We start from the raw sequence: 13658 nt of genomic DNA, 5'->3' as shown, positions 1-13658 counted from the left end.
GCCAGTCCCTCAGGTCGTGACGACCAGCGTCTCGAGCCCGTGAAAATGGTAAAGATCCGCATAGCGCGCGGGCTCGGCCAGCCGCAGGGTCGGGCATCGCTCGAAGAGGATGGGCAGGGCGGTCTGCAATTCCAGCCGGGCGAGCGGCGCACCGACGCAGAAATGCGGCCCGCCGCCAAAGGCATGGTGGGCAGTGCTGGTCCTTCCCGGGTCGAACCGCGCCGGGTCGGCGTGAACCTCGGGGTCGCGGCCCGCCGCCCCCAGCAACAGTGCCACCGTGTCGCCGCGCCGGAAGCGGTGGCCGAACACCTCGACCTCCTCGTAGGCGTGGCGGGTGAAAAGATGCAGCGGCGGATCGTGCCGCATGATTTCTTCGGTGACCGGGGCGGCGGTCTCGGCGGTGATGCCGTGGCCGGTCTCCAGCAGCGTCCGGATGCCGTTGCCCATGGTGTGCACCGTTGCCTCGTGTCCGGCGTTCAGCAACAGCACACAGGTGGCGATCAACTCGTCGGTCGAAAGCCGCTCTCCGGCCTCCTCCGCCGCGATGAGCTGTGACAGCAGGTCGTCGCCCGGGGTCCTGCGGCGGGCCTCGACGTAATCCCTCAGGAAGGCGCTGAACTCCGAGGCGGCCCGCGCGGCGTTGTCCTCGATCTCGCGTGTGCGGCGCGCCTGGTACATCGCGACCATGGCGTTCGACCAGCCGAGAAGCTGCGGCGCCATCTCGTCTGGCACGCCGAGAAGCCGCGAGATGACGATCACCGGCAAGGGCTGACAGAAGCGGTCGAGCAGGTCGAAGGGACCGTCGGGGAAGGCGTCGATCAGCGCATGGGACAGGGTCGCGATCTCGGGCCCCAGCCCGGCGATCCGCCGGGTGGTGAAGGCGCGCAGCACGAGCCCGCGCAACCGGGTGTGACGTGGCGCCTCGAGTTCGAGCATCGAGTGGTTCTCGATGGCGTAGAAGGGTGCGAGATGCGGCGGCACGGGCTGAGCGAGCTCGGCGGGGATCTCGCGTCCGAAGCGGCGGTCGCGCAGCAGCGCATGCACCGCGCGGTGCGAGGTGGCGCAGACGGTGTCATACTCGTCCCACCAGGCGAGATCGCCCGAGGCACGCATCCGGTCGTAGAACGGGTAGGGGTTCTGCACGAAGTCGGGATCGGTCGGGGACTGGGAAAAGCGCTGCATGGCCGTGACACTGCCCCGCCGGCAAACGGCTGGCAAGCGGATCGGCCGCGCTTCCCTGAGCGGCGGCGGCTTGCTATGTGGAACGCGATGGTTCCCGCATCCCGAAACCGCGCCGCGCTGATCGCGCTGGCTCTCGTCGTCACGGCGGCGCTGGCGCTGGGCGTCTGGCGGCAGGCCTACCTGCAGGGGCTCGACCCGCTCGCGGCACGGGGACAGAGCGACCTGGAACTGGCCTCTGACCGGCTTGTCACGCAGCTCCAGCGCTTTCGGGAATTCGCGGTGCTGACCGCCGATCATCCGGCGCTTGCCGCCCTCCACGAAGGAGGGTCGCGCGAAACGGCGGATGCCATGCTCCTGCGCGCGGCCGACCGGTCGGGCGCGGTGCTCGCGGCCTACGTGGACCGTAGTGGTGAGACACTTGCCGCCTCCGCGCCCGGCCTGCCGTCGCACGTTCTGCAAGCCGGCCCATTTGCGCGTGCCATGGACGGGGCGCTGGGCGTCTCGCACGGCGCAGGACCGAACGGCATCGACCGGGCCTTCTACTACGCCGCGCCCAGCTTCGGACCGGACGGGCGGGTGCGGGGCGCGCTGATCGTCGCCGTCGACGTGGCGGGTCTCGAACAGGACTGGCGCGGCTCGCTGCCGGCGGTCTTCTTCACCGATGCCTCGGGCGAGATTTTCGTGACCAACCGCTCCGAGCTGTTGGGCTGGCGAAAGAACGGCGACGCGCTGCTGAGCCCCGACGGCACGAGCTACGAGGTGACGCTGCGCCATCCCGGGGGGCATACCGTCTCGGTGCAGCGCCTGTCGTCCTACGTCCCGCCTCGCGCGCTGCGGCTCGAGACCGCGCTGCCGGTCATCGGCATGACTGGCGTGCTGCTGGCCGACGTGATGCCGACCATGCGCGTCGCGGCGCTGCAGTCCGCCGTGGTGACCTCGGTGGTGCTGTTCTTCGGGGCGCTGCTGTGGCTGGGGCTGGAACGGCGCCGCACGCTGGCCGAGGCCAACCTCGAGCTCGAGGACCGTGTTGCGGCCCGGACCCGGGCGCTCGAGCAGAGCAACGTCGCGTTGCGCCGCGAGATCGCCGAACGGCAGGAGGCCGAGGCCGCGCTGAAGCGGGCGCAGGCGGATCTCGTGCAGGCCTCGAAGCTGTCCGCGCTGGGCAAGATGAGTGCCGGCATCAGCCACGAATTGAACCAGCCGCTCATGGCGATCCGCAGTTTCGCCGAGAACGGCACCGCCTTCCTCGAACGCGGCAAGGCCGAGCGCGCCGCCGAGAACCTCGGGCGCATCTCGGACATGGCGAACCGCATGGGGCGCATCATCAAGAACCTGCGCGCCTTTGCCAAGGCCGAGCCCGAGCCCGCGCGGCGCGTAGGGCTGGCGGCGGTGGTGGAAAGCGCGCTCGAGGTGCTGGGGCCCCGTATTGCCGAGACCGGCACGCGGATCGACTGGCAGCGGCCCGAACGGGCGACCGTCGTGATGGCGGGCGAGGTCCGGCTGGGGCAGGTGGTGATCAACCTGCTGTCGAACGCGATGGACGCGATGGCAGAGTGCGAGACGCGGTGCCTCACCATCCGTATCGCCCGCGACGACTCGTTGGGAATGGCGTTTCTCACGGTACGCGACACCGGGCCGGGCATCGCCGACCCGTCGCGTATCTTCGATCCGTTCTACTCGACCAAGGAGGTCGGTGCGGCCGAGGGCATGGGCCTGGGCCTGTCGATCTCACATGGCATCGTCGAGGGCTTCGGCGGGCGGCTGCGCGGCGAGAACGTCGCGGGCGGGGCGCTCTTCACGGTGGAACTGCTTCAGGCGGAGGAAATGGCATGAGCGTGCGCAGGGTGCTTCTGGTCGATGACGACGCGGCGGTGCGCGAGGCGCTGGGCCAGACGCTCGAGCTTGCCGAGTTCGACGCGATCACCGCCGGCAGCTTCGTCGAGGCCAAGGACCGGATCGGCCCGCGCTTCGAGGGTGTCATCGTCTCGGACATCCGCATGCCGGGGCGCGACGGCTTCCACCTGCTCGACTACGCGCACGAACAGGACGCCGAGCTGCCGGTGATCCTGCTCACCGGCGAGGGCGACATCCCGATGGCGGTGCGGGCGATGTCTGCGGGCGCCTTCGACTTCCTCGAGAAGCCCTGCGCGCCGGCCGAGCTGATCTCGGTGATCGAACGGGCGCTGCGGACCCGTTCGCTGGTGCTGGAGAACCGCAGGCTCAAGGCCCAGCTCGAGACCGGCGACCCGGCGGCACGCATGATCTTCGGCATCTCGCCTCAGTCCGAGAGTCTGCGCGCGCAGGCTCGCGCGGCGGCACGGGCAGGCACCGACGTGCTCATCCGCGGCGCGCGCGGCTCGGGTATTCCCAAGGTCGCCGAGGTCGTGCACCTGTGTTCCTCGCGCGCCAAGGGAGCGTTCGAGAAGCGCTCGGCGGCGGGGCTCTCGCGCGACGACCTGTCGGAGCTGTGGCAGGGCTGCGCCGGCGGGACACTGTTCCTCGACGAGATCGGCCAGCTGCCGATGGACACGCAGATGGCGCTGCAGGATGCGCTGGAGGCGGGCGGGGCCCGTCTGATCGCGGGCACGGTCGAGGATCTCGGGGCCCAGGTCGAGGCGGGCGGCTTCTCGGCAGAACTCTTCTACCGGCTCGAGGTGATGCAGCTGCGCATCCCGGCCCTGTCCGAGCGCCCCGAGGACATTCCCGTGCTGTTTCGCCACTACGTCGCGCAGGCCGCCGAGCAGTCGGGCCTGCCCGAGCCGGAGATCGGCGAGGAGATGATCGCGGGGCTCATCGCGCGGGACTGGCCGGGCAACGCGCGCTCACTGATGTCGGCGGCGATGCGCTTCGTGCTCGGGCTTGGCGAGAAGGACGCGAGCGACGAGGGGCTCGGTCTCAGCGAGCGGCTGGCGCAGGTGGAGCGCTCGCTGCTGGCCGACGCGCTGCGCCGCACCGGCGGACAGGCGAGCGCCGCCGCCGAGATGCTGAAGCTTCCGCGCAAGACCTTCTACGACAAGCTGGCGAAATACGGGCTGAAGGCCGAGGCGTTCCGATAGCCGGCAGAATTTCGCCACAGCGCGGCGCGTCCGAACATTGGCGGGAACTACCTGGGCGGTGACGGATTGGTCCATGACGTCCACAGCCAGAGCCAGGATCGCCGTGAAAAAGCCCGACCCCAGCCAGTTCCGCAACCTTGCGTCCCGTTTCGGCAGTGCCGCCCGTCGTGGGGGCCACAAGGTCAAGTCGCTGTCGAGGGGGCCGGGATGGGGTGGCCGACATGGCCGAGGCAGACTGCCGCTGGTGTTAGGTGCGGCGCTTGGCATCCTGGTGGTTGGCGGTGCGGGCGCATGGATCGCCACGAAGCCCGATCTTGCCGCAGCTCAAGCCGCCATGCCTGCCGAGCTGGACTTCGAGGATGCGGTCGGCAACCCGCTGTACCTCGCCCATGGCGTGACCAGTGAATACGTGACGCTCGACCGCATTCCGGCGCATCTGCAGGAGGCGGTGATCGCCCTCGAGGACCAGCGCTTTCGCGAGCATGGCGGTGTGGACCTGCGCGGCATCCTGCGCGCCGGCATGCGCAACATGGTCTCGGACGGTATCGTCGAGGGAGGTAGCACGATCACGCAGCAGCTGGTCAAGATCAGCTACCTCACCCCCGAGAAATCCTACATGCGCAAGCTGCGCGAGGCGCGACTGGCGGCCCAGATGGAAGACAGCTTCACCAAGGACGAGATCCTCGAGGCCTATCTCAACCGCGTCTACATGGGCGCCGGGGCCACCGGGGTCGGGGCGGGCGCGCGGATCTACTTCGACACCTCCGCCGCGAACCTGTCGCTGGCGCAGTCTGCGGCGCTTGCGGCGATCATCCGCGCGCCGTCCGAGATCAATCCGTTCAGCGCCCCCGATGCGCTGCGCGACCGGGCGGCGCTGGTGCTGGACCTCATGGAGGATCAGGGCCGGATCGATGCAGGCGTGGCCAATGCCGCCCGTATCGAGCTTGCCACCATGTCACCGCAGCGTGGCCGGGCGCCCTATGGCGGCTGGTTCGCTGACTGGGTAAAAGGGCAGGCCGATGCGATGACCGCGACGCTTGACGGGGCCGTAACGCTGCGCACGACGCTGGACCCCGGCCTGCAGGTCGCGGCAGAGAACGCCGTGGCATCCGTTCTGGGAGACCGCGCCTATGAGGCGGCGCTCGTCGCGCTGCGCGGCGACGGCTCGGTTGCGGCCATGGTGGGCGGTCGCGACTACGCGCAAAGCGAATTCAACCGCGCCACCGATGCCCTGCGCGCGCCGGGGTCGACCTTCAAGACCTTCGTCTACCTCACGGCCCTGCAACGGGGCATGCGGCCCGAGGATGCGATCTCCGACCGTCCTGTAGACATCGACGGCTATGCTCCGCAGAATTTCGACGGCAAATTCCATGGCGACGTTGCGATGGCCGTGGCCTTCGTGGAGTCGATGAACGCCGCCACGGTCCAGCTTGCCCGGACCCTGGGCATTGACGCCGTGGCAGAGACCGCCCGCGCCCTTGGTATCGAGGCCGAGCTGAGCGAAACGCCCGCGCTGGCGCTTGGGGCGTCGGGGGTGACGTTGCTCGACATGACCGAAGCCTACGCGGCCATCGCCAGCGGGCGCGCGCCGGTGCAGGCGAGGGGGCTCGCCGGGGTGTCGGGGCGCGACATGGACTTCCATCCGTTCGAGTGGGGCGATCCCGAGCCCGAGGGGCGTGCCGCGCAGTTGCTGGAGCATCGCGGCACGATGACCGGCATGCTGCGCGCGGTGGTCACCGATGGTACCGGGCAGGCCGCCGGGGCCGTGCCGGGCGCCGTGGGCAAGACCGGCACCAGCCAGGATTACCGCGACGCGCTGTTCATCGGCTGGGCAGGGGATCTCGTGGTCGGCGTGTGGGTCGGCAATGACGACAACAGCCCCATGGACGAAGTGACCGGCGGCTCGCTGCCTGCCGAGATCTTCACGGCCTTCTTCCAGGGTGCGCCGGAGGAAGTCCCAGACGGCACTGCCGAACCCGAGGACGCCGCGCCCGAGATCGTTGCGTCGGACATGCCGAGCCCGCAGGCGCGCCCCGAAACACTCTCCGATCTTCCTGAACCAGCACGGGCCGTTGCAGCCCCGGCGCCTCGACCTTCGGCCAGCGGTGGTCGCTCTAGCGCGGTCGAGACGCTCCTGGGCCGGGCACTCAATGGTCAGCGGGTGTCGGCCCGCGACGTGGTAAATGCCTTGCAGCAGGACACGTCCGGCGGCGGGGCGCGTGCCGCAGGCAACTGCAACGTGTCGGCCTGCGAACGTGCCTACCGGTCGTTTCGCGCCTCGGACTGTACCTTCCAGCCCTACGGCAACCGCCCGCGCGAGCTTTGCACCCGCTGAGATTGGCGCGAGTCGGGGCAGCACTGTGCGGAAATCCGCACATATGCCGGTATGCGATGTGCGAAGTTTCGCACCGTTCGGGTCTCCGGTGTCGGGGCCGGAATGGTCGTCTGATGTTCATCTGATTGATAATATTGTATTTTAAGACATATCTTCACGCGCGCCTCGCATCCTCTTGATGCATTTTCTGCATGGCTGTCTTGTGTCTGGCGAAGGGCCCGCAGGGGAGCGGGTCCCGAACATCCAGACACTCGGGAGGATACCCAATGAAGACCTTTCTGATGACCGCCGTGGCTGCAGCAGCGCTGACCGCCGGTGCCAACGGAGCGATGGCCGCCTGTGACGACGGCGAGATCGTCATCAAGTTCAGCCACGTCACCAACACCGACAAGCACCCCAAGGGCATCGCCGCGTCGCTGCTGCAGGAGCGCGTCAACGAGGAGATGGACGGCAAGGCCTGCATGGAGGTCTACCCCAACTCGACGCTCTACAACGACGACCAGGTCCTCGAGGCGATGCTGAACGGCGACGTCCAGATGGCCGCGCCGTCGCTGTCGAAGTTCGAGCAGTTCACCAAGGTGTTCCGCATCTTCGACCTGCCGTTCATGTTCGTGAACATGGATGCCGTCGACCAGTTCCAGAACTCGGAAACCGGCCAGGCGATGAAGGAATCGATGGTCCGTCGCGGCCTGCTCGGCCTTGGCTTCTGGCACAACGGCATGAAGCAGATGTCGGCCAACAAGCCGCTCGAGGTGCCCGGTGACGCCGCCGGCCTCAAGTTCCGCGTGCAGCCGTCGGAAGTGCTCAAGGCGCAGTTCGAGGCGCTCGACGCCAGCCCGCAGCCGATGGCCTTCTCCGAGGTCTACGGCGCCCTGCAGACCGGCGTTGTCGACGGGCAAGAAAACACCTGGTCGAACATCTACGGCCAGAAGTTCTTCGAAGTGCAGGACGGCATCACCGAGACCAACCACGGTGTGCTCGACTACATGGTCGTGACCTCGGCCGACTGGTGGGACAGCCTGCCCGACGACGTGCGCGAGCAGCTCGGCACCATCGTCGACGAGGTGACTGCGGACCGCAACGCGGCCATCGCCGAGGTCGACGCAGAGAACCGTCAGGCGGTGCTCGATGCCGGCGCCACCATCCGCGAGCTCAGCCCCGAGCAGCGCGAGGCCTGGGTCGAGGCGATGAAGCCGGTCTGGGAGCAGTTCACCGACGACGTCGGCCAGGAGAACATCGACGCCGCGCAGGCGATCAACTCGCAAGTTCAGGGCTGATCCCGACGCCTTGACACGTCGGGTCCGGCTCCCGGGACAGGGGGCCGGACCTCTTCGCATATCCTGATGACATACCGGGGGCGGCGCCTCCGCGATCCATAGGGGGGACAGGATGTCCAGTCATTCGCACGGCCCGTCCATGCTGGGCCGCTTCGTGAACGAGTTCGAGGAGACGGCCATCGCGGTCATCCTCGGGCTGATGACGCTCATCACCTTCGTGAACGTGGTGCTGCGCTACATCTTCAACACCGGCCTGATCTGGGGCCTCGAGGCGACGACCATCCTGTTCGCCTGGCTCGTGCTCTTCGGCATCAGCTACGCCGTGAAGGTCACCGCCCATCTCGGGGTGGACGCGGTGATCAGCATCGTGCCGCACGGAGTGCGTCGGGTGTTCGCCATCGTCGCTGCTGTTGTTTGCATCTTCTACGCCGCGCTGCTGCTCAAGGGCGCCTGGGACTACTGGGCCAACTTCGCCAACCTGCCGCAGACCACCGGCCGCTGGTTTCCCACCGGCTTCGAGGAGATGAAACGCACCTCCTACCGCTCGTGGTACGAGGTCGTCGACATCCCGATGCCCGACTGGCTGCGCTTCATTGAACCGCTCATCAACTACGGCGACGCCTACGAGAAGCTGCCGCGGTTCATTCCCTACGCCATGCTGCCGCTCGGCGCCGCGCTGCTGCTCTTCCGCTTCATCCAGGCGGGCGTGCGCATCTTCACCGGCCGCCAGGACAGCCTGATCGTCAGTCACGAGGCCGAAGACGCCATCGATGACGTCGCCCACATGAACCGCGAGGACTGATCCAGATGGACGTGCTTCTTCTTTTCGTCTCCGTCGTGGGCCTGATGCTGATCGGCGTGCCGATCGCGGTCTCGCTCGGCCTGTCGTCGATCATCTTCCTGCTGGTGCTGTCGGACACCTCGCTTGCCTCGGTGGCGCAGAGCTTCTTCCAGGCCATGGCCGGGCACTACACGCTGCTGGCGATCCCGTTCTTCATCCTTGCCTCGTCGTTCATGTCGACGGGCGGCGTGGCGCGACGGATCATCCGCTTCTCGATCGCGCTTGTCGGTCACATGCACGGCGGTCTCGCCATCGCCGGCGTTTTTGCCTGCATGCTCTTTGCGGCGCTCTCGGGGTCGTCGCCGGCGACCGTGGTGGCCATCGGCTCCATCGTCATCGCAGGCATGCGGCAGGTGGGCTACAGCAAGGATTTCGCCGCGGGCGTCATTGCCAACGCCGGCACGCTGGGCATCCTCATTCCGCCGTCGATCGTGATGGTGGTCTACGCCTCGGCGACCGACGTGTCGGTGGGACGGATGTTCCTCGCAGGCGTCATCCCGGGCCTGATGGCCGGCACCATGCTGATGGCGACGATCTACATCATCGCCCGTGTGCGCAACCTGCCGAAAGGCGAATGGATGGGCTGGAGCGAGGTCTTTTCCGCCGGTCGCGAGGCGCTCTGGGGACTGTTCCTCATCATCATCATCCTGGGCGGCATCTACGGCGGCATCTTCACCCCGACCGAGGCCGCCGCGGTCGCCGCCGTCTACGCCTTCCTGATCGCGAACTTCGTCTATCGCGACATGGGGCCGCTCGCGGGCCGGGACGGTGCGCCGAACGTGCCGCTGATCCGCAAGCCCATCGCGCTGGTCACCGCGTTCTTCCACCGCGACACGCGCGACACGCTGTTCGACGCCGGCAAGCTGACGATCACGCTGATGTTCATCATCGCCAACGCGCTGATCCTCAAGCACGTGCTGACCGACGAGCAGATCCCGCAGCAGATCGCGGCGGCGATGCTCGACGCCGGCCTCGGCCCGGTGATGTTCCTGGTGATCGTGAACGTCATCCTGCTGATCGGCGGGCAGTTCATGGAGCCCTCGGGCCTCCTGGTGATCGTGGCACCGCTGGTGTTCCCCATCGCCATCGAGCTCGGCATCGACCCGATCCATCTCGGCATCATCATGGTGGTGAACATGGAGATCGGGATGATCACGCCACCGGTGGGCCTGAACCTCTTCGTGACCTCGGGCGTGGCCGGCATGCCGATGATGTCCGTGGTGCGCGCGGCGCTGCCGTTCCTCGCGGTGCTCTTCGTGTTCCTCATCATGGTGACCTACATCCCGGTGCTCTCGACCTGGCTGCCGACCACCTTCATGGGGCCGGAGATCATCACCCGCTGATCCGGTCACGGCGGCACGGGATGCCGCTGCCAGATCCCACGGCCCGCCTTCCTGTCCGGAGGGCGGGCCGCTTCGCTTTTCGGGCAGGGGCGGGCGGCACGCGGTTCGATTCGAAGGAGAAATTGGCGCGGGCCAGCGAAAGCGAGAACAATCCCGGAGAGGATCACGGGACTGTCGCCCGCAGGGTTGAGAGTAGGTCGGGGCAATGCGGGAACGCTTGCTTGACGCGTTAACAAAGTCTTAACGTTTCGCAGTTTCCCACACCGGATGGCCTGTCATGCCCTATTACAGCTTCGACGCTCTTCTTCTTGAATGGTATTTCGATGGCGGTCTCGCACCCGAGATCGACCTCAGCAGCCAGACCCTCGAGATCGGGACCATCGGCAACTGGGATTTCTCCATAGACCCCGAGCAGAGCACCCGGGTGCTCGGATCGGACCTCAGTCTTGCGGGCGCGGCGACCCTCTCGGGCTGGCTGACCGAAGTGGCGATCACCGACGGCGGGACTACCGTCGACATCGGAGAGGTCGGCACCCGCCTGTCGATCAGCGAAAACACCTGGATCTGGGGCGACAACGACCAGTTCGAGGCGAATTTCCTCGTGGTCTCCTACGGGCTCGCGGCCGATCCCGATACCTATAACTACGCGATCATCCAGCTTGGGGGCGACGCGCTGTCGGAGAACATGTCGGCTGCAGACGCCAACGATCTCTGGGGGCAGGTCTCCGGGCTGAACGTCGATCTCGACCCGGTCGATCCGGCAGATTTTCCCGACGCCTACGACCTCGACGCACTCGCCGATTCCTACGCGCCGGATACCAACCTCATCATCGGCACAGACGGCGGCGACCTGCTGCAGGGCACCGCCGGCGACGATGTCATCTGGGCGCTCGACGGGCCGGACCGTCTCGAAGGCGGCGCGGGCAACGACACGCTGCTCGGTGACAGCGGCTCCGACAGCATCCTTGCGGGCGATGGCGATGACGTGGTGCTCGGCGGCGACCGGGGCGACGTGATCGCGGCCTCGAACGGCGACGACACGGTGTTCGGCGAGGGCGGCAACGACCAGATCGGCGGCGGCGAGGGCAGCGATTCGATCGAGGCCGGCGACGGCAACGACATCGTCGGCGGTGGCGGCGGTGACGACATCATCCTTCTCGGGTCGGGCGACAACGTCGCCTCGGGCGGCGCCGGCAACGACCTCATCATCGACGAGGCGGGCGACTCGACCATCGGCGGAGTGACCGGCGACGACACGATCAACGGCGGCTCGGGCGACGACAGCCTCGGCGGCGGCGCCGGCCAGGACCTGATCTTCGCGGGCAACGGCAACGACGCGGTGGGCGGCGGCTATGGCGCCGACACGATCTACGGCGAGGGCGGCGACGACTACCTTGGCGGCGGCGCGGGTCACGACCTGTTGCGCGGCGGCGCCGGCGACGACACGCTCAACGGCGGTTTCGGCTCGGACACGCTGGTGGGCGGCGACGGAGCGGACGTCTTCGTGTTCAACGTCTTCGACAGCCCGGAAACCGATACCGTGCTCGATTTCGAACTGGGCACCGACGTGCTGACCTTCGTGGGCTTCGACGGTGGGTTCGAGGATCTGACGTTCCAGAAATTCGACACCTACGGGCCGCTCTTCATCACCGCCGGCGACCTGACGATCTCGCTCGACAGCGGCGCGGGCGAGCCGGCGCTGTTTGCCGGTGACATGACGGCGGACCTGTTCAACTTCGTCTGATTGCAGCGCATCGCCCCGAAACGAAAACGGCCGGACAGATTGTCCGGCCGTTTCCATGTTCAAACATTCGAAGGGCGTCTCAGCCGTTCAGCGCCTCGATGATCGGCACGAAGTCCGACGCCTTCAGCGAGGCGCCCCCGACAAGCGCGCCGTCGACATTTGAGACCGCAAAGATCTCGGAGGCGTTGCCGGGCTTCACCGAGCCGCCGTAGAGCAGGCGGACCGAGCGGCCGACGCCTTCGCCGAACCGCTTCTCGAGGCGGGCGCGCATGAAGTCGTGCACCTCGCCGATCTGGTCATTGGTCGGAACCTTGCCGGTGCCGATGGCCCAGATCGGCTCATAGGCCACCACGAGGTTATGACCGGTTGCGCCGTCGGGGATCGAGCCGGCGAGTTGGCCGCCGATGATGTCGAGGGTGTTCGAGGCCTCGCGCTCGTCGAGGCTTTCGCCGACGCAGAGCACGACGCTCAGACCGGCCTCCCACGCGGCGGCACATTTTGCCCGCACGTCCTCGTCGTGTTCGTCGTGGTCGGTGCGGCGCTCGGAGTGGCCGAGAATCACGTAGCTTGCGCCCACGTCCTTCAGCATCGTTGCCGAGATATCGCCGGTGTGGGCGCCCGAAGCTGCCGCGTGGCAGTCCTGACCGCCGATGGCGATTCCCGACGCGGCGCCGGCTGCGGCGGCGACCAGTGTGGCGGGCGGGCAGATCAGCACTTCGGCGTCGCCCTTGGCGGCCTCTTCCATGCCGGAAAGCTCGGACAGCGCCTCGGAGAGGCCGTTCATCTTCCAGTTTCCGGCGGCGAGTTTCTTGCGCATGGTCACTCCCTTTGTCGCGTCGCGCCCATCATCGGGGGCCGCGCGGCAACGTCAAGGTGCCGCGGGAGAGTTTGCGCGAACAGGTCTGCTGTCAGAGGTCGCCGCGCTCTGCCTGAAGCTCTTCGACGTCCTTGAACTTGATCGATTCGCCGCAACCGCAGGCGTCGGCCACGTTCGGGTTGTTGAAGTGGAACCCGGATTCGAGCAGCGACGTCTGGTAGTCGATCTCGGTGCCGAAGAGGAACATCTGTGCCATCGGCGCGATCATCACGCGCGCACCGTCCTGATCGACGATCTCGTCGTTCTTGTCCGCCTCGTCGACGAACTCCATGGTGTATTCCATGCCGGCGCAGCCGCCCTTCTTGACGCCGATGCGCAGCCCCGCGCGTCCATCGCGCTCCATCAGCTTGCGCACCTGTGTCACGGCGGCCGGGGTCATGGTGACGGCTTGTTTGCCTGGAATGCCGAACATGCGTTGTCTCCTTGTCGAACCGGGAATCTAAGCATTCGGGGCAGATGACACAAGCGGGCGTGCAGGGTTTCCCGCGACCGTGGTGCCGGGCGCGACGTCGCGGGTCACCACGGCGCCCGCACCGATCACCGCGTCGTCGCCCACGGTGACGCCCGGCAGCAGGATCGCCGCGCCGCCGATCCAGCAATTGCGGCCGATCGAGATCGCCCGGCCGAACTCGCGCCCCGAGGCGCGGGTCTCGGGGTCGCGCGGATGGTCGGCGGTGAGGATCTGCACCGCCGGGCCGACCTGCGTGCCGGCGCCGATGCGGATCGCGCAGACATCTAGCAGGACGCAGCCATAGTTGAGAAAGACCCCGTGCTCGATGTGGATGTTGTAGCCGTAATCCACGTAGACCGGCGCCCGCACCGCGGCATCGGCGGCGCAGCTGCCGAACAGCGCCGCAAGCAGGTCGCCGCGCGCCGCGTCTCCCATGATCGTGTCGTTGTAGGCCCGCATGAGCGATTGCGCCCGTTTGCGGTCTGCCACCAGCTCGGAGTCTCCGGGCAGGTAGAGCTCGCCGGCGATCATCCTGTCCTTCTCTGATGCCAT

Annotated in this window: 11 protein-coding genes; 7 read left to right on the top strand and 4 right to left on the bottom strand. The window is 67.5% G+C overall.

The annotated features are described in order from the left end of the window. Positions 1-9 precede the first annotated feature (9 nt). A complete protein-coding gene (locus tag D6860_RS12645; RefSeq protein WP_017468392.1) occupies positions 10-1182 on the bottom strand; it encodes a cytochrome P450 in 1173 nt (390 codons plus the stop codon). 87 nt (positions 1183-1269) lie between these two features. Between D6860_RS12645 and D6860_RS12640 the strand changes: the two genes are divergently transcribed. The 7 genes from D6860_RS12640 to D6860_RS12610 all read left to right on the top strand — a co-directional run bounded on the left by D6860_RS12640 (position 1270) and on the right by D6860_RS12610 (position 11778). Beyond that, on the top strand, positions 1270-3015 hold the full coding sequence (locus D6860_RS12640) for a sensor histidine kinase (protein ID WP_229743298.1): 1746 nt from the start codon (positions 1270-1272) through the stop codon (positions 3013-3015). Next, a complete protein-coding gene (locus tag D6860_RS12635) occupies positions 3012-4238 on the top strand; it encodes a sigma-54-dependent transcriptional regulator (RefSeq protein ID WP_076624847.1) in 1227 nt (408 codons plus the stop codon). Before D6860_RS12640 ends, D6860_RS12635 begins: the two co-directional genes overlap by 4 nt. A 73-nt stretch (positions 4239-4311) precedes the next feature. Further along, positions 4312-6573, top strand: coding sequence for a transglycosylase domain-containing protein (locus D6860_RS12630; RefSeq protein ID WP_083697890.1), 2262 nt, complete (start codon positions 4312-4314; stop codon positions 6571-6573). A gap of 266 nt (positions 6574-6839) precedes the next feature. Further along, positions 6840-7850 carry a TRAP transporter substrate-binding protein gene (locus D6860_RS12625; RefSeq protein WP_017466988.1) on the top strand — a complete coding sequence of 337 codons (1011 nt, stop codon included), beginning with the start codon at positions 6840-6842 and terminating at the stop codon, positions 7848-7850. A gap of 112 nt (positions 7851-7962) precedes the next feature. Continuing rightward, positions 7963-8652 carry a TRAP transporter small permease gene (locus D6860_RS12620; protein WP_076624845.1) on the top strand — a complete coding sequence of 230 codons (690 nt, stop codon included), beginning with the start codon at positions 7963-7965 and terminating at the stop codon, positions 8650-8652. 5 nt (positions 8653-8657) lie between these two features. After that, positions 8658-10034 carry a TRAP transporter large permease gene (locus tag D6860_RS12615; RefSeq protein ID WP_017466986.1) on the top strand — a complete coding sequence of 459 codons (1377 nt, stop codon included), beginning with the start codon at positions 8658-8660 and terminating at the stop codon, positions 10032-10034. Between the two features lie 277 nt (positions 10035-10311). Continuing rightward, complete coding sequence (locus tag D6860_RS12610) at positions 10312-11778, top strand: calcium-binding protein (RefSeq protein ID WP_076624844.1); 1467 nt, start codon at positions 10312-10314, stop codon at positions 11776-11778. A gap of 79 nt (positions 11779-11857) precedes the next feature. Here D6860_RS12610 and tpiA read toward each other — a convergent pair whose 3' ends face one another. The 3 genes from tpiA to D6860_RS12595 all read right to left on the bottom strand — a co-directional run bounded on the left by tpiA (position 11858) and on the right by D6860_RS12595 (position 13658). Continuing rightward, complete coding sequence (tpiA, locus tag D6860_RS12605) at positions 11858-12595, bottom strand: triose-phosphate isomerase (protein WP_076624843.1); 738 nt, start codon at positions 12593-12595, stop codon at positions 11858-11860. A 91-nt stretch (positions 12596-12686) separates the two neighbouring features. Further along, a complete protein-coding gene (locus tag D6860_RS12600; protein ID WP_017469676.1) occupies positions 12687-13067 on the bottom strand; it encodes a HesB/IscA family protein in 381 nt (126 codons plus the stop codon). A gap of 27 nt (positions 13068-13094) precedes the next feature. Beyond that, positions 13095-13658, bottom strand: a complete 564-nt coding sequence (locus D6860_RS12595) for a sugar O-acetyltransferase (RefSeq protein WP_076624842.1) — start codon at positions 13656-13658, stop codon at positions 13095-13097.

Origin of the sequence: Salipiger sp. D13 (assembly GCF_003703915.1) — a bacterium.
GTDB classification, from domain to species: domain Bacteria; phylum Pseudomonadota; class Alphaproteobacteria; order Rhodobacterales; family Rhodobacteraceae; genus Salipiger; species Salipiger profundus.
Note: the sequence above shows the minus strand (reverse complement) of the source record. Positions and strands in the feature narration are given on the sequence as shown.